The sequence below is a fragment of the Microbacterium insulae genome (assembly GCF_042677065.1).
GTDB classification, from domain to species: domain Bacteria; phylum Actinomycetota; class Actinomycetes; order Actinomycetales; family Microbacteriaceae; genus Microbacterium; species Microbacterium insulae.
Genome location: NZ_JBHTII010000001.1, coordinates 1,128,528 through 1,145,968, shown reverse-complemented (window position 1 = coordinate 1,145,968; position 17,441 = coordinate 1,128,528). Strand labels below are relative to the sequence as shown.

Below are 17,441 nucleotides of genomic sequence, written 5' to 3'. Positions count from 1 at the left end.
GGGTTCAGGCCTGCGGGCGCCGGGGCGGCGACTTCACGAACAGCAGCAGCACGAAGCCGATCGTGAGGATGAGCGCGATGCCGAGGATCCCGTACAGGGTCTGGTTGCCCGCGATCGCGATGAACGCTCCCCACAGCAGCGGCGCCATCCAGCTCGCGGCTCTTCCCGTCGTGGCGTAGAGGCCGAAGATCTCGCCCTCCTGCCCCACCGGGGTCACGCGGGCCAGGAACGAGCGGGACGCCGCCTGGGCGGGACCGACGAGCGCCGCGAGGACGATGCCCACAGCCCAGAACAGGCCCTTTCCAGCGCCTGCGCCGATGAAGACGGCGAGGCAGCACGCGATGATCCCGCCGATCGCGACCAGGATCACGGTCTTGGGTCCGAAGCGGTCGTCGAGGCGCCCGGCGATGATCGTCGAGATGCCCGCGACCAGGTTGAGCGCGACGCCGAAGATGACGAGATCGGTGAACCCGAAGCCGAAGACGCGCGCGGCGATCACGGTGCCGAACGTGAACACCGCGGCGAGACCGTCGCGATACACGGCCGAGGCGAGGAGGAACCACAGCGTCGGCCGGTGGCCGCGCCACAGGCGCCCGATGGAGCGGAAGAGCTCGACGTACCCGGCGAAGAAGCCGACCCGCTTGGCGTCGGGCGCGGGGGGAGGTTCGGGCACATTCCGGAAGATCGGGATGGAGAACAGGATCGTCCACACCGTCGCCCCGGCGGCGATCAGCTGGAAGGTGATCGACTGCGTGCCGTCGAGGACTCCGCCGAGGATCAGCCCGACCACGATCACCAGAGCGACGATGCCGCCGATGTAGCCGAATCCCCATCCGAGTCCGGAGACGCGGCCGACGGTCTTCGGCGTCGAGACCGACACCAGGAGGGCGTTGTAGTTGGCGCCCGCGATCTCGCCCACGACGCTGCCGAAGGCGATCATCGCCACGCCGAACCAGAACAGGGAGGGCGTGCCGGGGACGAAGGCCATCGCCAGCTGCGCGAGGATCAGCAGCCCGGTGAAGATCCCGAGCATCAGCTTGCGGCGCCCCGTCGCGTCGGCGCGCTGACCGAGCACGGGTGCGAGCAGGGCGATCAGGATGCCGGCGACCATGATGCCCCAGCCCAGGTTCGCGTCGAGTCCGCCCAGTGCGCGGCAGAACTCGGTCAGGGCGTTCGCGGTGGTGTCGCAGTCGATCTCCTCGCCGTCGACGATGCCGGAGGCGGCGATGGCGGGGTCGAGGAAGAACGGCGAGACGAGGAAGCTCGGCACCCATACGAATGTGAGGAGCACGGAGTTGAAGGGCTGCGTGGCCCAGTCCCACAGGGCCCACGAGAACACGCGCTTGCGGGGGATCGGCTCCTCGGAACCCGCCTCCTGGAAGACGTCGGCGAACGGCCGGATCGCCCCGGTGTTCGCCGCCGCGGGCGGCGCGGGGGTGCGGAAGATCGGCTCGTCGGGGGAAGGATCGGGTCCCATGGTGGTCACCGTACGGCCCTTCGGTGAACTTGCGGTGCATCGACGCGGGGAGGGGAGGGATGCCGCGCCCGCGGGCTGCGCGTGAGGGAGCCCCGTCGCTAGGCTCACGATGAGGAGGCCGGGATGTCCGACGACCAGCAGAGCGGGGTCCCCTCGACGAGGCGACGCCGTCGTGGGAGCGACCGCGCGCGGCAGGAGCTCGCCGAGCTCACCGGCGGCGAGAGCGCGTTCGTGCAGTACTTCAAGGAACGCGTGTACGCCACGTTCACGGGCCTCGCCCTGGTGCTCGTGCTCGCCAATTCCGAGCATCCCGAGCCCGCGCGTTCGTTCTGGGTGCTCGCGCTGGGGGTGCTCGGCATCACCGTCGCGGGATTCGTCGCCGAGGTCATCTCCCACCTGGCCGTGCACCGGGACTTCCCCGATGCGACGGGCTGGCTGGTACTGCTGCGGGTCGCGGGCGGAGCGCTCGGGACCGCGGTGGTTCCGCTCGCGCTGATCGCCCTCGCCTGGATCGGCGTCTGGTCCAGCGAGTCGGCGCTGCTGGCCGCCACCATCGTCTACATCGCGACGCTCGTCGTCATCGGCCTGCTCGCCGTGCGCGGGTCGAGGCTCGTGTGGTGGAAGCAGCTGGTCGCGCTCGGCATTCTCCTGGTGCTCGGCCTCGTCGTCGTCGGGCTCCAGACGCTCGCTCACTCGGTGGGCGGACACTGACGCGACGCCCGAGTGCCATCTCGGGCCGCTTGCGGGTGACCCTGGCGGGTCAGCGGCGGGATCGGATGAACTCCGCGGACGCGAGCACCGCGTCGGAGGTCGGGATGTACTCGAATCCGAACTGGCGCGGCGCGTCCGTGCCGACGACGTCCGCGTTGTGGCCCAGGCCGGTTGCTGCGGTCCGCAGCAGCGGGACCACCGTCGCCAGGGCGCGGACGAGCCAGTCCGGCGCGACGCGGCCGTGGATCCGGGCGTCCGGGAAGGCGCGACGCAGGACGTCCGCGATCTCGGGGATCGTCATGGCGCCGGCGTTCGCGGGGAACCGCTGGCCGACGGAGCCCTCGTCGGCGAGCGCCCGCACATGCATGCGCGCGACGTCGCGCACGTCGACCGCCGGCATCTGCACGTTCGGGTAGAACGGCATCCGCCCCGCCAGGATCTGTTCGACGAGGTCCAGCGACGATCCGTAGTGCTCATCCAGCGCCGGCCCGAAGACCATGCCCGGGTTGATCGTCGTGAGACGGATCTCGGGGTGGTCGGCCGCGAACCGCCACGCGGCCTGTTCGGCGAGGGTCTTGGATGCTTCGTACGGCGTCGTCCTCGGGCCCTCGGGGTCGGTCCAGTCCGCCCGCGTCTTCACCCGCTCCCACTGCTGGTCCGCGGGCTTGTAGATCGCACCGCAGGTCGACGTGAGGACGATCCGGGTCACGCCCGCCGACTCGGCAGCTCGCAGCGCGCGGTGCGTGCCGTCGACCGCGGGGCGGATCAGGTCCTGCGGATCCTTCGGAGGCGCGGTCGGGAAGGGCGAGGCGGTGTGCATGAGGGCGTCCACGCCCCGCAGCGCGGCATCCCAGCCCTCGTCCGAGGTCAGATCCAGACTCACGAACTCGATGCCTGCATCCGGGAAGAGAGCTTCGACTTGCGCACGACGCGTGGCGGAGCGCACCGCGGCGCGCACGCCGTAGCCGGACTCGAGCAGCTCCCGCACAATGTGCTTGGCGATGAATCCGGACGCGCCCGTCACGAGGACGGTGGATGAGGCGGTCATGGGTCTCCTTTGGACAGGGGGTGATCAGGGCAGGCGCGAGCTGATGGACGCCCACGCCATCTCGAATGCCGTGTCGCGGGCGGCGCCGTCGAGTTGCGCCGTCACCGCCACGTCGACCTGCGCCTCGACGACTGCGGCGAGGTAGGGAAGGGGCATGGGGACGAGAGTGCCGTCCTTCGCCGCGGCATCCAGCACGTCGGTCACGCCGCTGAAGAGCGCGGCGGCCTCGCTCACCGCCTCGGGGCGCACGACGCCTCCGCCCTTGAGGAGCAGGACGACCCGGTGTCGGGCGGGTGCGGAGAGCGCCCACGCGACCCAGCGGTCCCAGACCTGGTGCGCGCGATCCTTCGGCGGGTCGGTCACGTCGGTCTCCCCGATCGCGTCCGCGAGGCTGCGCTTCACCCGAAGGTAGAGGGCGTCGATGAAGTCCTGCTTCGTAGGGAAGTAGTGGAAGAGAGTGCCGTTGGAGACGCCCGCGTGCGCCGCGACACGGGCGGTCGAGACGCCGATTCCCTCGCGGTCGATGAGGTCGACCGCCGAGTCGAGGATGTCGTCGCGGGAGTACTTCACGTTGCTAGAGTAAGCGCTCTAGAGTGGTCAGTCAAGTTCACGCTGCATCTGTGTGCCCGAACTCACATGTCCCTGTGTGAGCCCCGCCTCACATGGGCCGGTGTGAACAAGAGCTCACATGCGAAAACCGGGAGCCCTCGAGATCCAGAGCCTGCCCCTGCGCCACGTCACCCAAACTTGAGTCACCTCATATCAAGTTCATTTGACACCTCCAGACCGCCGGAGTAACGTTGAGTCATCGCGGCTCAACTCACGCCGAGCACAGGCCGCGCCTTGACTTTCCATCAACCACGGGCCGAGGCATCCGTCTCCGGCCGAACGAAAGAGAGATACACATGGCACGTGCTGTCGGAATCGACCTCGGTACGACCAACTCGGTCGTGAGCGTCCTCGAGGGCGGCGAGCCCAAGGTCATCGCCAACGCCGAGGGCTTCCGCACCACACCCTCGGTCGTCGCCTTCACGAAGGACGGCGAGGTGCTCGTCGGCGAGACCGCGAAGCGCCAGGCCGTCACCAACGTCGATCGCACCGTCTCGTCGGTCAAGCGCCACATCGGCACCGACTGGACCTTCGAGGTCGACGGCAAGAAGTGGACGCCGCAGGAGATCTCGGCGCGCATCCTCCAGAAGCTCAAGCGCGACGCCGAGCAGTACCTCGGCGACACGGTGACGGATGCCGTCATCACGGTCCCCGCCTACTTCAACGACGCCGAGCGTCAGGCCACGAAGGAGGCCGGTGAGATCGCGGGCCTCAACGTGCTCCGCATCATCAACGAGCCCACCGCGGCCGCCCTCGCCTACGGCCTCGACAAGGGCAAGGAGGACGAGCTGATCCTCGTCTTCGACCTCGGTGGCGGAACCTTCGACGTCTCGCTGCTCGAGGTGGGCAAGGACGACGACTTCTCCACCATCCAGGTGCGCGCGACCGCCGGCGATAACCGCCTCGGCGGCGACGACTGGGACCAGCGCCTCGTCGACTACTTCATCAAGCAGTTCAAGGACACCACGGGCGTCGACGTCTCGGGCGACAAGATCGCGCTGCAGCGCCTCAAGGAGGCCGCTGAGCAGGCGAAGAAGGAGCTCTCCTCGTCGACCAGCACGTCGGTGAACCTCCCGTACCTGTCGCTCACCGACTCGGGTCCCGTCTCGCTCTCCGAGACGATCACGCGCGCCAAGTTCGAGGACCTCACCAAGGACCTCCTCGACCGCACGAAGAAGCCGTTCGAGGATGTCATCCGCGAGGCCGGCATCAAGGTCGCCGACATCGACCACGTCGTGCTCGTCGGCGGCTCGACCCGCATGCCCGCCGTGAGCGACCTCGTGCAGCGCGAGGCAGGCAAGGAGCCCAACAAGGGCGTGAACCCCGACGAGGTCGTCGCCGTCGGCGCCGCCCTGCAGGCCGGCGTCCTCAAGGGCGAGCGTAAGGACGTCCTCCTCATCGACGTCACGCCCCTCAGCCTCGGCATCGAGACGAAGGGCGGCATCATGACGAAGCTCATCGAGCGCAACACCGCGATCCCGACCAAGCGCTCCGAGACCTTCACGACCGCCGACGACAACCAGCCGTCGGTCGCGATCCAGGTGTTCCAGGGCGAGCGCGAGTTCACCCGCGACAACAAGCCGCTGGGAACGTTCGAGCTGACCGGCATCGCGCCGGCTCCGCGCGGCATCCCGCAGGTCGAGGTCACCTTCGACATCGACGCGAACGGCATCGTCCACGTGTCGGCGAAGGACAAGGGCACCGGCAAGGAGCAGTCGATGACCATCACGGGCGGCTCGTCGCTGCCCAAGGAGGACATCGAGCGCATGGTCCGCGAGGCCGAGGAGCACGCCGCCGACGACAAGAAGCGTCGCGAGGCCGCCGAGGTGCGCAACCAGGCCGAGACCCTGTCGTACTCGATCGAAAAGCTCATCAAGGAGAACGAGGACAAGCTGCCCGAGGACGTCAAGACCGAGGTTCAGGCCGACGTCGACGCGCTCAAGACGGCGCTCGCCGGTGAGGACGACGACGCGGTGAAGACCGCGTTCGAGAAGCTCAACCAGAGCCAGGGCAAGCTGGGCGAGGCGATCTACGCGTCGAACCAGGCCTCGCAGCAGGCCGAGGCGCCCGGCGAGCAGCCCGAGGGCGAGCAGGCGCCGAGCGACTCCGACGAGGATGTCGTCGACGCCGAGGTCGTCGACGACGAGGACGAGAAGAAGTAACCATGACCGACAAGGACTTCGACCAGCCGCAGGGCGACGAGGTCCGTCCCGGCGAGGAGGGGTCGGAGGCACAGGCCTCCGGCCCCGACCCGCAGGACGGCCAGCCCCGTGATGAAGAGCTCACCGTCGACGACATCCTGGGTGCGCAGCAGAACGCGGATGCCGCGGCCGAGGACGCCGTGATCGCCGACCTCGAGTCGCAGCTGCTCACCGACCTCAAGCGCCTGCAGGCCGAGTACGCCAACTACCGCCGCCGCACCGAGGAGCAGCGCGAGGTCGAGATCGAGCGCGCCAAGGGCTCGGTGGCCAAGGGCCTCCTGCCGGTGCTCGACGACCTCGACCGTGCCGACAAGCACGGAGACCTCGAGGAGGGCACGCCGTTCGCGGCGATCGCCGAGAAGGTCCGCGCCGTCGCCGAACGGATGGGGCTGACCACGTACGGTGCCGCGGGTGAGCTGTTCGACCCGCAGCAGCATGAGGCGATCTTCCAGGCCCCGACCCCGGGCGTCGAGGCCCCGACGATCCTCGAAGTCGTCGAGACGGGCTACCGTCTCGGCTCGGTGGAGCTCCGCCCGGCCAAGGTGGTCGTCGCGGTGCCGGCCGAGTAGACCGGGGAGGAGCATCCATGGCCAGCCAGGACTGGTTCGACAAGGACTTCTACTCGGTCCTCGGGGTGTCCAAGGACGTCACCGACGCCGATCTCAAGAAGACCTACCGCAAGCTCGCGCGCACCTACCACCCGGATTCCAATGCGGGGGATCCGAAGGCGGAGGCGAAGTTCAAGGAGGTCAGCGAGGCGTACTCGGTGCTCTCCGACGCGGAGCAGCGCAAGGAGTACGACCAGATCCGGGCGATGGGCTCCGGGGCGCGCTTCACCGCCGCCGGCCAGGGCGGCAACGGCGGCTTCGAAGACGTCTTCAGCATGTTCAACCAGGGTCGCGGCGGAGGCACGCGCTACCAGGCCGAGGACTTCGACGACATCTTCTCGATGTTCAACCAGCAGCGGGGCGGGGGCTTCGGCTCGGGCCGGTTCGGCCAGTCGACCGGCGGCTACCGCGGGTTCGGTGGGCCGACGCGCGGCGCCGACGTCACCGCGCGGACGACGATCGACTTCATCACCGCGACCAAGGGCGAGACGATCACCCTGCAGGGCGAAGACGGAAAACCGTTCAAGGTGAAGATCCCCGCCGGCGTCGCCGACGGCCAGAAGATCCGGCTGCGCGGACGCGGGCGCCCGTCGCCCGACGGCGGCGAGACCGGCGACATCGTCGTGCAGGTCACCGTGCGGCCGCATCCCGTGTTCACGCGCGACGGCCTCAACCTGCGCGTGACCGTTCCGGTGACCTTCACCGAGGCGGCGCTCGGCGCGACGATCGAGGTGCCGACGCTCGGCGGCGACCCCGTCAAGCTGCGCGTGGCCCCCGGCACGCCGTCCGGTCGTGTGCTGCGCGTGAAGGGTCGCGGGGTCGAGACGTCGAAGGGCACGGGCGACCTCCTCGCCGAGGTGCAGGTCGCCGTGCCGTCGCACCTCGACGACGCCGCGCGGGAGGCGCTCGAGCGGTACCACGAGCTCGAGCCGAAGGAGAATCCGCGCGCCGAGCTCATGTCGAAGGCGCGCGGCTAAGAGGATGTGAGGGTGATGGGCGAGCAGCACGACATCGACGACGACGCGCCGATCTTCGCGATCGCCGTCGCCGCCGAGCTCTCGGGCATGCACCCGCAGACCCTCCGTCAGTACGACCGGCTCGGGCTCGTCGTCCCCGCCCGCACGCCCGGCGGCTCGCGCCGCTATTCGCTGCGTCACGTGTCGCAGCTGCGCGAGGTCGCGCGGATGTCGGCCGAGGGGATCGGCTTGCCCGCGATCGCGCGGATCCTCGAGCTCGAGGACCGCGTGCGCGAACTCCACGGACGCGTCCGCGACCTCGAGGAGCGCGTCCGCATCGAGCTCGAGCGGCGCCCCGGCGCACGGGTCTTCGCCGCCGGCGCGACCGGTTCGGTCGTGACGCTGCGCAGCGGAACGCGCGTACGGCGCGCGACCGAGCTCGTCGTGTGGCGTCCGCGTCACCAGCTCGAGCGCGGGGACTCCGACGCGGACCCCGCGGCGAGCGCACCCCAGCACTGAGCAGAGGGGTGGCGGGATGCCGCGCCCCCCGGCACCATGAACCCATGGCGACCCTCGACGACGTCCGCGCGTGCGCGATGGCGCTCCCGGGTGTCATCGAACGGATCGACGGCCATCGCGGGGGTGCGACCTGGCGCACCGCAGCCGGTGCCTTCGCCTGGGAGCGCGGTCCGGCGGCGACCGACCTCGCGGCGCTGGAGAAGCTCGGACGATCATGGCCCGACGGCGTCGTGATCGGCGTGCGCACCGACGGGCTCGACGTCAAGGACGCGCTGCTGGAGACCTACCCCGACGCCTTCTTCACGATCCCGCACTTCGACGGGTTCCCGGCCGTGCTCGTGCGGCTCGACGCGATCGAGGAGGAGCACCTCCGCGAGGTGATCACGGACGCGTGGCTCCTGCGCGCCCCGAAACGCGTCGCGCAGGCGTGGCTCGACGCGCAGCCTTGACCCGTTCCCGGCGCCGAGCCGGGGGCGGGCACGCCGAGATCGTGTGTTATCGCCGAGCGACCACGCCCCCGACGTCGGCAGGGTGCGTCCTCGGCGAGATCGTGGGTTCTCGACGCGAGGCACGCGGCCTCGATCACCCCGCGTCGATGCCGCGGTGGCGGCGGAAGAGCTCCCAGTCGGCCCGGGAGAGGTCGGCGTACGCGTACGACCACTCGAGGATCGCTTCGCCCACGACGCGGCCGCGCCCGACGTAGCCCGCGACGACGGAGGCGGTCGGCGACTGGCCGTGCGCCCGCGCGAGCGTCGAGGCGCACGCGTCCGCGTACCACCGGAACGCCGGGTCCTCGAGCGTGTCCATGTCGAACCCGCCCTTCTTGTCGTGGAACTGACGCACGTAGAAGGAGCGGTCCGGGCCTCCCTCCGCCGGTGGCCCGGTGAGGTGCCCGAGGAACGGGTCGGACACCGCCTGGAGCACCCGCTGCATGGCCACGACCCGCCCGCCCTCGCCGTGCGCGGCGATGTAGCGGCTGGCGGCCTCGGGCTGCTCGACGCCGCCGTACTCGATGAGGACGCTCTGCCCCGCCTCCTTCGCCTGGAGGAGCAGGGCGTTCCCGTCGCCGTCGGACAGCGCGATGAGGTAGCACCGCGTGCCGACGCTCCCCACGCCGACGACCCGGCGCGCGATGTCCGACACGTGGTACTTCTGCAGCAGCACGCGGATGTCGACGTTCGCCGACTGCTGGTACACCGCGATGTAGTCGTTGATGCGCTCCTCGATGCGCGGGTCGACGTGCGTCATCGTCGGCGGCAGCTCGGTGAAGACGAGGCGGCCCGACTCCTCGCGCGTCGTCAGCTTACGGACCGCGCGGTTCGCCGTGCGCTTCTCGGCGTCCTTCACAGCCTGGTGGAGCGCGTCGGCGGACTCGGGGTCGAGGGAGTCCGCCGCGGCGTCGGCGTCGAAGTGGTCGTAGTAGCGCTTGAGCGGGCTGCGCTTCGCGCCGTTCAGCAGGGCTCGGGCGTACGTGCGCACGGCGCCGAGCGCGGCATCCCTCACGACTGCCTCGTCGCGATCGGTCGACTGACCGGCGATGACGATGCTCGTGACGAGGCGCTTGACGTCCCACTCCCACGGGGCCCATGCCGCCTCGTCGAAGTCGTTGAGGTCGAACACGAGCGTGCGCTGCGGCGAGGCGAACAGACCGAAGTTCGACACGTGCGCGTCGCCGCAGGATCCGACGGTGAGTCCGCTGCCGGGAGAGCGGGCGAGGTCGGCGGCCATGAGCGCGGCCGTGCCGCGGTAGAACGCGAACGCGCTCGCGGCCATGCGCTCGGCGCGGATGGGCACGAGCTCGGGCACGCGCGTGGAGTCCTGCCGGTCGAGGATCGCCATCGGATCCCGCTCCCCGTCCGGCAGGATGGCGAGGTCCTCGCGCGGAGCGATCACGCGCGCCGCACGCCCCTCGTCGAGATGATCCTGCAGCGTCGGGGGTGCGGTCCACGACTCCGCGAGCGGACGGCCGGCGTCTGACGGTGACATGGGCCCAGTGTGGCACCGGGGCGCGCGGCGCGGGGGTGACTTCGCGGGTGAAATCCGGGCGCACGGGCCATGCCGTCGATACCCTGTCCGCGTGACCCGAGCCGAGTCGACGCCGCCCGCTCCCGCGCTGTCGCCGAGCCTGCGGACGCTCCTCGCGCTCGCCGCCGCGGTCGTGGTCCTCGCCGGCGTGTTCTTCGCCCGGGAGATCGTCGGACCCCTCGCGCTGGCGATCGTGCTCGTGGTGATCTGCGAACCGGCGCGCCGCCCGTTCGACCGCCGCGGCCGGCCGCGATGGGTCGGCACGACCGCGGTCATCGCGCTGGCCTACCTGGTGCTCGTCGCGATGGGTGCCCTGCTGTGGCTCGCCGGCACCCAGTTCGCACGGCTCGTCGGCGACTTCGCGGACGAGCTGCAGGCGAGTGTCCAGAGCCTTCTCGCGTGGCTGCGGTCCGTCGGGCTGGATCAGCAGGCGGCGGATGCCACGGCCTCGGTGCTCGATCCGCAGGCCCTCGTCGGGCTGGCCTCGAGCCTCGGCGGAGCGATCGTGGGAGTGGCGACCGCGCTCTTCTTCGTGTTCGCGTACATCATCTTCATGGCCGCGGACGCCGCCAGGTACCGGGATGCCGAGCGCGTGTTCGGGGAGGCGAAGCGGCCGGCGCTCGGCCGCATCCGCCGCCTCAACACCGGTGTCCGCCGCTACTACGTCGTCAACGCGACGTTCGGGGCGATCGTCGCCGTCATCGACGGCCTGGCCCTGCTGTGGCTCGGCATTCCCGCGCCGCTCGTGTGGGCGATCCTCGCGTTCGTGACGAACTTCGTCCCGAACATCGGCTTCGTGCTGGGGCTGATCCCGCCGGCCGTGCTCGCGTTCGTCGTCGGCGGCTGGCCGATGCTCCTCGCCGTCATCGCGATCTACTGCGTCGTCAACGTCGTGCTCCAGGTGCTCGTCCAGCCGAAGTTCGTCAGCGACGCGGTGGATCTGAGCCTCACGCTGAGCTTCTTCTCGGTGATCTTCTGGACGTTCGTGATCGGACCGCTCGGGGCGATCCTGTCGATCCCGCTCACCCTGTTCGTGCGGACGCTCGTGCTCGAGGCCGACCCCGGCAGCCACTGGCTGAGGTGGCTGTCGGGTGACCGCTCCGCGGTGCCGCCGCCCGAGACCCCGCCCGCCAGGAGACGCCCATGACCCAGACCGCCGCGGCGCCCACCCGCCGGGAGCGAGCTCTCGCCCGCATCGCGGAGGCCGGCAGCGAGCGCGCCCTCGAGACCCTCGCGCTCGGCGTCGCGGCCGGCTCGTTCGTGCTCGCGGCCCTCGCGGCGCTGCTCGCGTTCGGTTTCACCGGCGCTCCGATCGCGGGACCGGGCTCGATCGGGCAGTTCGCGGCGATCGCCTCGGCCGTGGTCGCATTCGCCGCCGTCCTCGGCGGACGCTACCTCGTCCACGAGCGCGATGCCCTGGGACGGCTGCATCCCCTCGACCATCTCGACATCATCGCGCTCGCGATCGCGCACGCCGTGATCGCTCTCCTCGGGTGGACGCTCATGGCCGTGATCCTCGAGCAGGCGTTCATCGGCGCCGAGGTCTTCGCGCTGCCGGTGCTCATCCTGGCCGGCGCCACGGCGGGTGTGTCGGCGTACCTCGCCTTCTACTCCGCGACGCACATGGACCTGCAGCTGCTCGCGACGGTGCTCGCCGTCTTCCTCGTGTTCGGCGTGCTGGCCAGCATGCTGACGGCGAGCGACCCGAACTGGTGGAAGGACAACCTCAGCGCACTGGGGATGACGACCAACGTCTCGGCGCTCGCCTTCAACCTGACCCTGATCGTCGCGGGGTTCCTCGTCACCACCCTCGCGCGCTACGCGACGCGCGGCATCCCGACGAGCAACCCGTCCGGCGTCGGACGGGTGCGCACGTGCCTCGTCGTCGTCGGGGTCTTCCTGGCGCTGGTGGGCGTGTTCCCGGTGAACCTGTTCTTCGCCCTCCACACCGGCGTCGCCTCGGGGATGGTGGTGGCGTACGGCGTGCTCGTGATCGGCCTGCCACGGTGGATTCCCGGGATGCCGCGCCCCTTCGTCCTCCTCGGCTGGCTGTTCCTCGGCGTGACCCTCGTGCTGGCGGTGTTCTTCCTCGTCGGCTACTACACCCTCACGGCGGTCGAGCTCGTCGCCGGCATCCTCGTCTTCACGTGGATCATCCTGTTCATCCGCAACGCCGCCGCGCTCGAACAGGACGCCCGGAGCGCCTGACGCCCGCGCCCGCGCGTCTGCGGGATGATGCCACCGTGGATGAGATCACGTGGCATCGTCATACACAGGTGCTGCTCATGGTGGCGTCCCTGGTCTATCTCGTGGCCTACTCGTGGCGCGTGATCGGCGCACTGACGGGGACCGCATATGTGCTGGCGAGCATCGTGCTCTTCGCGACCTGGCTCGTCTTCATCGTGGACTACCTCGTCCGGCTGGCGCTGGCCCGGGACCGCGTTCACTGGTTCCGGACTCACCTCGGCACTCTGGCGATCGCGCTGATCCCCGTCTTCCGGCTCGTCCTCCTGCTGCGGGCGCTCACGCTCGTCCCGAGCATGCGGCCCACCGCGGGCACGCAGCTGCGCACCAAGATCATGGTCTACGGAGCGGGTGCTGGCATCCTCCTCATCTACATCTCGTCGCTCGCGGCGCTCGAGGTGGAGCGGGCCGCACCCGACGGCAACATCGAGACGTTCGCCGAGGCGGTCTGGTGGGCGTGCGTGACGATCACCACCACGGGCTACGGCGACTTCTACCCCGTCACGGGCACCGGGCGGCTGATCGGCGTCGGCGTGATGTTCAGCGGCGTCGCGCTCGCGGGCATCATCACGGCGACCCTCGCCTCGTGGATCGTCGAGCGCGCCGCCTCCCGGGGCGGCGACGACGCCGAGCCCGCGACGCGCGGCCAGATCCGGCAGCTGATGGCGAAGGTCGACGCGCTCGGGCCGCAGCGCCCCAACGACGACCGTCGCGAGTGACCCGCGCCGACGACAGAGGCCGCGCCCCCTCGGGACGCGGCCTCTGTCGGTGCGACGGCCGGGCTGTGTGACGGCCGGGGGGTGCGACGGTCAGGACAGCAGCTTCGCCTTCGCGGCGGCGAACTCCTCGTCCGACAGGATGCCCTGCGTGTGCAGGCTCGCCAGCTGCTGGAGCTTGGCCATCATGTCGTCGCCCGCTGCCGGCGCGGCGGGCGCGGCGGGGGCGGCCGCCTGCGCGTTGGCGACGGCCTGAGCCGCGGCGGCGTCCATGGCCGCCTGCTGCTGCTGAGCCTCGTAGGCCTGCGCCTCGTACTGCTCGTTGGCCTTGTTCTGCTGGTGACGGGCGACGCTTCCCGACACAGCGGTCGCGGTGCCCGCGACCACGGCCGTGCGTGCCGCCATTCCGATGAGGCCGGGACGGCCCACTCTGCGCATCATGTCGTGACTCCTTACTCGACGTTCTCGGAGAGGAACGCGTTGACGATCGGGGCCGGGATGCCCTCGCGCGCGATCACCACGCCGCCGGCGTTGTAGAGGGCCGAGGCGAAAGCCTTCGCCCACAGCAGCTCGACCACGAGGATCGCGGCCGACGAGCCCGGGGGCACCTCGGCGGCGAGCGCCTCGATGTCGTCGAGGCCCGCGAGGCCCGAGAGGTCGAGCGCCGGCACGCCGTCGTCGTCGGTGGTGTCCGACAGCTCCATCACGGTGAGCTCGCCCTCGGGCGATCGGGTCGCATAGACGAGGTCGAGCACGTTGATCGTGCCCGCCTGCACCAGGTCGTCGATCGCCTGAAGCACACCGGGCCCCGGCTTGTCGCCGTCGAAGGCGATCGCGTAGAACTCGATCGGACCGTAGTCGAAGGTGGTCATGGCTTCATTCTCCTTCTGCGGGTCTCAGCCCGCGAGTGCCTTCGCCTTGAGCGCGTCGAACTCGGCCTGCGAGATCGCGCCGGAGTCCAGGAGCGACTTGGCCTTGGCGATGTCGTCGGCGGCGCTTCCGCCTCCTGCGGTCGCGCGGATGTAGGCATCCTGCTGCGCGCGCAGCTCCTTCGCCTGCTCCATCGAGCGCTCGGTCATGCCCCGGCCCCGCGCGATCAGATAGATCAGCGCCGTGAGGAAGGGGACGAAGATGAGGAAGATGATCCAGACGGCCTTCAGCCAGCCGTTGAGGGTGTGATCGCGGAACAGGTCGCCCAGGATCGAGAACAGCACCATGAGGTACGCCACGAACACGAACACCCAGAAGAACCAGGCGATCAGGCTCCAGAAATCCATGTGAATTGCCAATCGTCGTGGGCGAGCCGAAGCGCTCGCCGCACTCGAAAGCTACGAGCGCCCGGCCGGGACGACGTCACCCCGCAGGGGTGAGAATCAGAGCGCCTCCCCGGGGCGCACGGGATTGACGGAGACGACCTCGATGTGGAGCTGGTCGAACATGTCGAGCAGTCCGATGAGACGGGCCTGATCCGGGATGCTGCCCACCACCCGGGTGCAGCCGTCAGGGGCCGCCTCGACCGTGTACTCCCGCAGCGCGGCGAGCAGATCCGGCCCGAGCTTTCCGCGGACGACGACCTCCACCACCTGCGGGCCGCTCATCGCGCGATCCGGCGAGGTCGGGGACGCACGGAGCCGAGGATCGTCCTCACGCGTGTCATTGTGTGCCCGACCCGTATCGCGGACGTCACCCCTGTGGGATGATTCCCCCGAGCTCACGCACCACTCGCCAGGAGGCACTGCTCGTGAACGATGCACGCCGGATTCCGGCGCACGCGGTCGATCGGCCCGCGCTGAGACGACAGCTGGATGCGGGAGTGAGCGCGCCGCTGTCGCTCGTCGTCGCGCCCGCGGGAGCGGGCAAGTCCGTGCTGCTCTCGCAGTGGGCGCAGTCGCGGCCCGACCTCTCGATCGCGTGGCTCGACATTTCCGCGGCCGACCGCTCACCCGACCTCCTCGCCCGGCGCCTGGTGGAGGCCGTCTTCGAGCTCGTTCCCGACTTGCCCGCGCCTGCCGCTCCGGTCGAAGCATCCGAGGACCGGCTCGGCGAGGCGTTCCTCGAGGACTTCGCCGGCACTCTCGCCGACGCCGGGCCGATCGTCCTGGTCGTCGACGACCTCGACCGGCTGTCGGGCAGCGCGGTCCTGGGCGACCTCTGGCGCCTCGTCGATCTCCTCCCCCCGAACGCGCACGCCGTCTTCGCGTCCCGCGTCGATCTGCAGCTGGGGTGGAGTCGTCACCGACTGGAGCACGGCCTCGTCGAGATCCGGCAGCGCGAACTGGCGTTCGATGAGGCGACCACCGCCCGGGTGCTCGCCCAGATCGCCGGAAAGGCGGTGTCGCCGGAGGCAGTCGCGGCAGTCAACGACCGCACCGAGGGATGGGCCGTCGGAGTGCAGTTGACCGCGCTGAGTCTGAGGTTCTCCGAGGATCCCGACCGCGTTGTGGACGCACTGGCCGACACCGACCGGCTCGTCGTCGACTACCTGAGCGAGGAGGTCTTCGACGCCCTCGACCCGCAGCGTCGCGACGCCCTCATGCGGATCGCCGTGGTGGACGAGATGTGCGCGGGACTGGCCGGGACGCTCGCCGACGTCGACGGCGGGCGCTTCCTCGCCGACCTCGAGCGCGACTCGATGTTCATCGTGCCCGTCACGGGACGGACGGGATGGTTCCGCTTCCACCGTCTGTTCCGCGACTTGCTGCTGTACCGGCTGCGGGCGCAGCATCCCTCGGAGGAGGCGCGCCTGCAGGAGGTCGCCGCCGATTGGTTCCTCGCCGACGGTGCGCCGGAGACCGCCATCGAATGGCTCCTGCGCGCCCGCAGGTGGGAGCGGGTCATCGATCTCGTGCTCACCAGCCGGCGGGACATGTTCGAGCAGACTCGGATGGGCACGGTGGCGGGCTGGCTTCGCCGGGTACCGCCCGATGTGCGAAGCATCCATCTCGACTCCGAACTCCTCTACGCGATCGCGGAGGGCATGTCCGGGCGCGGAGTCGTCGCGATCGACGTGCTCCGCGAGCTGATCAGCGAGGACCGGCTGACGATCGGGCAGCGGCAGATCGCGCTCACGTACCTCGCCGCGCTGGTCCAGTTCCACCCCCGGGCCGACCTCTTCGTCGAGAGCGCCCATGAGGCGCTGGCCCTTCTGGCCGAGCATCCCGAGGCGGAGCTGCCGAACCTGCTCGGACTGACCACCCGACCGCTCCTCGAGTTCGTCGCGCACGGCTCACTCGGGCGCGCGCAGCTCTTTCGCGGCGATCTGGCGGGTGCCCGCACCAGGCTGGAGCACGCGATGACGCTGCCGGGGTTCGCCTATGCTCCCTACCGCGTCCACCTGCTCGGAAGCCTCGCGATCGCGAATGCGATCGACGGCTGGCTGGTCACCGCCGCGGAGCAGGCCGACGAGGCGCTCTCAGTTGCGCGCGACTTCGGTCTCCTCGCCCACCCGTCGCCCGCGGACGCGTACATCGCACGAGCCCTCATCGACATCCAGCGGGGCGAACCGGATTCGGGCGCCTTGGCGCTGGACGAGGGCGCGCTTCGCGCCGCCGCGAACCAGCGCTCGCAACTCATGTGGCTCGGTCACCTCGCGGGCATCCTGCTCGACCCGTCCGCGGAACAGCTCCCCGGCAGTGAACCGCCCGGCCCACCCCCGAGGCTGGTGCGTCAGGCGCTCACCGCCGTGGCGATGCGGAAGGCGCGACTGCAGGGCACGCCGATTCCTCCGCCCGCTCAGCTCGCCTCGTGGTCACCGATCGCGTTCGAGGAGATCGCGGGGCTCCTCACCAGCGGCCAGTCCGCGGCCGCGCACAGCCGGCTCGCCCAGCTGCGGTTCGAACCGTCCTCGGCGCCACCGGCCGCCGCCGTGCAGTTCGAGCTGCTGTGCGCGTGGACGCGCTGGGCCGAAGGGCATCGCAGCCAGGCGAGGGAGCGGCTCACCGCCGCGATCGCGCTGGCCGAGCCGCAGCGGCTCGTCTTCCCCTTCATCCGCGGCGGCGCGCCGGTCGCCGAGCTGCTCGAGACGCTGCTGACCACGCGGACGGAGTTCGTCCGGACGATCATCTCCCGCAGCCGGTCGGCGGGAGGGCCTCGCGTGCGCGGACTCGCGGAGGAGCTCACCAAGCGCGAGCTCGAGCTGCTGGCGTTCCTCCCGAGCCGCCTGACGATCGCCGACATCGCGGCACGCTGCTTCGTGTCCACGAACACGATCAAGACCCACCTCGGGCACATCTACCGCAAGCTGGGCGTGTCGGGACGGGATGCCGCGATCGAGCGCGCCGTCGCCCTCGGGCTGATCGATGCCCGGGAGATCGCCCGCGTGGGATGA

Annotated in this window: 18 protein-coding genes; 10 read left to right on the top strand and 8 right to left on the bottom strand. The window is 70.3% G+C overall.

Going from position 1 to position 17,441, the window contains the following annotated elements:
- Nucleotides 1–4: 4 nt before the first annotated feature.
- Nucleotides 5–1,477, bottom strand: coding sequence for an MFS transporter (locus ACFQ0P_RS05425; protein ID WP_204981544.1), 1,473 nt, complete (start codon nt 1,475–1,477; stop codon nt 5–7).
- Nucleotides 1,478–1,600: 123 nt separating this feature from the next.
- Here ACFQ0P_RS05425 and ACFQ0P_RS05420 point away from each other — a divergent pair, with 123 nt between their 5' ends.
- Complete coding sequence (locus tag ACFQ0P_RS05420) at nt 1,601–2,188, top strand: hypothetical protein (protein ID WP_204981096.1); 588 nt, start codon at nt 1,601–1,603, stop codon at nt 2,186–2,188.
- A 49-nt stretch (nt 2,189–2,237) separates the two neighbouring features.
- Here the strand turns inward: ACFQ0P_RS05420 and ACFQ0P_RS05415 are convergent, their stop codons facing one another.
- Together ACFQ0P_RS05415 and ACFQ0P_RS05410 are read right to left on the bottom strand one after the other, a co-directional pair.
- Entirely contained in the window at nt 2,238–3,236 is a 999-nt protein-coding gene (locus ACFQ0P_RS05415; protein WP_204981095.1) for an SDR family oxidoreductase, read from the bottom strand.
- A 24-nt stretch (nt 3,237–3,260) separates the two neighbouring features.
- Nucleotides 3,261–3,806, bottom strand: a complete 546-nt coding sequence (locus ACFQ0P_RS05410) for a TetR/AcrR family transcriptional regulator (RefSeq protein ID WP_204981094.1) — start codon at nt 3,804–3,806, stop codon at nt 3,261–3,263.
- Between the two features lie 335 nt (nt 3,807–4,141).
- Here ACFQ0P_RS05410 and dnaK point away from each other — a divergent pair, with 335 nt between their 5' ends.
- The 5 genes from dnaK to ACFQ0P_RS05385 are packed head-to-tail and all read left to right on the top strand — an operon-like array spanning nt 4,142 to nt 8,578.
- Nucleotides 4,142–6,007, top strand: coding sequence for a molecular chaperone DnaK (gene dnaK, locus ACFQ0P_RS05405; protein WP_204981093.1), 1,866 nt, complete (start codon nt 4,142–4,144; stop codon nt 6,005–6,007).
- Between the two features lie 2 nt (nt 6,008–6,009).
- The gene (locus tag ACFQ0P_RS05400) at nt 6,010–6,615 is read left to right on the top strand and encodes a nucleotide exchange factor GrpE (RefSeq protein ID WP_204981092.1); all 606 of its coding nucleotides are present in this window, start codon (nt 6,010–6,012) and stop codon (nt 6,613–6,615) included.
- Between the two features lie 17 nt (nt 6,616–6,632).
- Nucleotides 6,633–7,631: a DnaJ C-terminal domain-containing protein gene (locus tag ACFQ0P_RS05395; protein ID WP_204981091.1), complete on the top strand. Its 999-nt coding sequence runs from the start codon at nt 6,633–6,635 to the stop codon at nt 7,629–7,631.
- Between the two features lie 15 nt (nt 7,632–7,646).
- Nucleotides 7,647–8,129 (top strand): heat shock protein transcriptional repressor HspR, encoded by a 483-nt coding sequence (locus tag ACFQ0P_RS05390; protein WP_204981543.1) that lies wholly within the window; start codon nt 7,647–7,649, stop codon nt 8,127–8,129.
- A 44-nt stretch (nt 8,130–8,173) separates the two neighbouring features.
- The gene (locus tag ACFQ0P_RS05385; RefSeq protein ID WP_204981090.1) at nt 8,174–8,578 is read left to right on the top strand and encodes an MmcQ/YjbR family DNA-binding protein; all 405 of its coding nucleotides are present in this window, start codon (nt 8,174–8,176) and stop codon (nt 8,576–8,578) included.
- A 133-nt stretch (nt 8,579–8,711) separates the two neighbouring features.
- On the opposite strand, the gene ACFQ0P_RS05380 is transcribed toward ACFQ0P_RS05385, so the two are convergent.
- Complete coding sequence (locus ACFQ0P_RS05380; protein ID WP_204981089.1) at nt 8,712–10,115, bottom strand: DUF2252 domain-containing protein; 1,404 nt, start codon at nt 10,113–10,115, stop codon at nt 8,712–8,714.
- 91 nt (nt 10,116–10,206) lie between these two features.
- Between ACFQ0P_RS05380 and ACFQ0P_RS05375 the strand changes: the two genes are divergently transcribed.
- The 3 genes from ACFQ0P_RS05375 to ACFQ0P_RS05365 are packed head-to-tail and all read left to right on the top strand — an operon-like array spanning nt 10,207 to nt 13,117.
- On the top strand, nt 10,207–11,301 hold the full coding sequence (locus ACFQ0P_RS05375; protein WP_378771554.1) for an AI-2E family transporter: 1,095 nt from the start codon (nt 10,207–10,209) through the stop codon (nt 11,299–11,301).
- Nucleotides 11,298–12,362: a DUF998 domain-containing protein gene (locus tag ACFQ0P_RS05370; protein WP_204981087.1), complete on the top strand. Its 1,065-nt coding sequence runs from the start codon at nt 11,298–11,300 to the stop codon at nt 12,360–12,362. Before ACFQ0P_RS05375 ends, ACFQ0P_RS05370 begins: the two co-directional genes overlap by 4 nt.
- Before the next feature lie 35 nt (nt 12,363–12,397).
- A complete protein-coding gene (locus tag ACFQ0P_RS05365; protein ID WP_204981086.1) occupies nt 12,398–13,117 on the top strand; it encodes a potassium channel family protein in 720 nt (239 codons plus the stop codon).
- A 90-nt stretch (nt 13,118–13,207) separates the two neighbouring features.
- On the opposite strand, the gene ACFQ0P_RS05360 is transcribed toward ACFQ0P_RS05365, so the two are convergent.
- From ACFQ0P_RS05360 to ACFQ0P_RS05345, 4 genes are all read right to left on the bottom strand, one after another.
- Complete coding sequence (locus ACFQ0P_RS05360; protein ID WP_378771551.1) at nt 13,208–13,555, bottom strand: SHOCT domain-containing protein; 348 nt, start codon at nt 13,553–13,555, stop codon at nt 13,208–13,210.
- 11 nt (nt 13,556–13,566) lie between these two features.
- Nucleotides 13,567–13,986: a DUF6325 family protein gene (locus tag ACFQ0P_RS05355; protein ID WP_204981085.1), complete on the bottom strand. Its 420-nt coding sequence runs from the start codon at nt 13,984–13,986 to the stop codon at nt 13,567–13,569.
- Nucleotides 13,987–14,010: 24 nt separating this feature from the next.
- The gene (locus tag ACFQ0P_RS05350; protein ID WP_204981084.1) at nt 14,011–14,391 is read right to left on the bottom strand and encodes an SHOCT domain-containing protein; all 381 of its coding nucleotides are present in this window, start codon (nt 14,389–14,391) and stop codon (nt 14,011–14,013) included.
- A 96-nt stretch (nt 14,392–14,487) separates the two neighbouring features.
- Nucleotides 14,488–14,712 carry a hypothetical protein gene (locus tag ACFQ0P_RS05345; protein WP_204981083.1) on the bottom strand — a complete coding sequence of 75 codons (225 nt, stop codon included), beginning with the start codon at nt 14,710–14,712 and terminating at the stop codon, nt 14,488–14,490.
- Nucleotides 14,713–14,855: 143 nt separating this feature from the next.
- Between ACFQ0P_RS05345 and ACFQ0P_RS05340 the strand changes: the two genes are divergently transcribed.
- The gene (locus ACFQ0P_RS05340) at nt 14,856–17,441 is read left to right on the top strand and encodes a LuxR C-terminal-related transcriptional regulator (RefSeq protein WP_378771547.1); all 2,586 of its coding nucleotides are present in this window, start codon (nt 14,856–14,858) and stop codon (nt 17,439–17,441) included.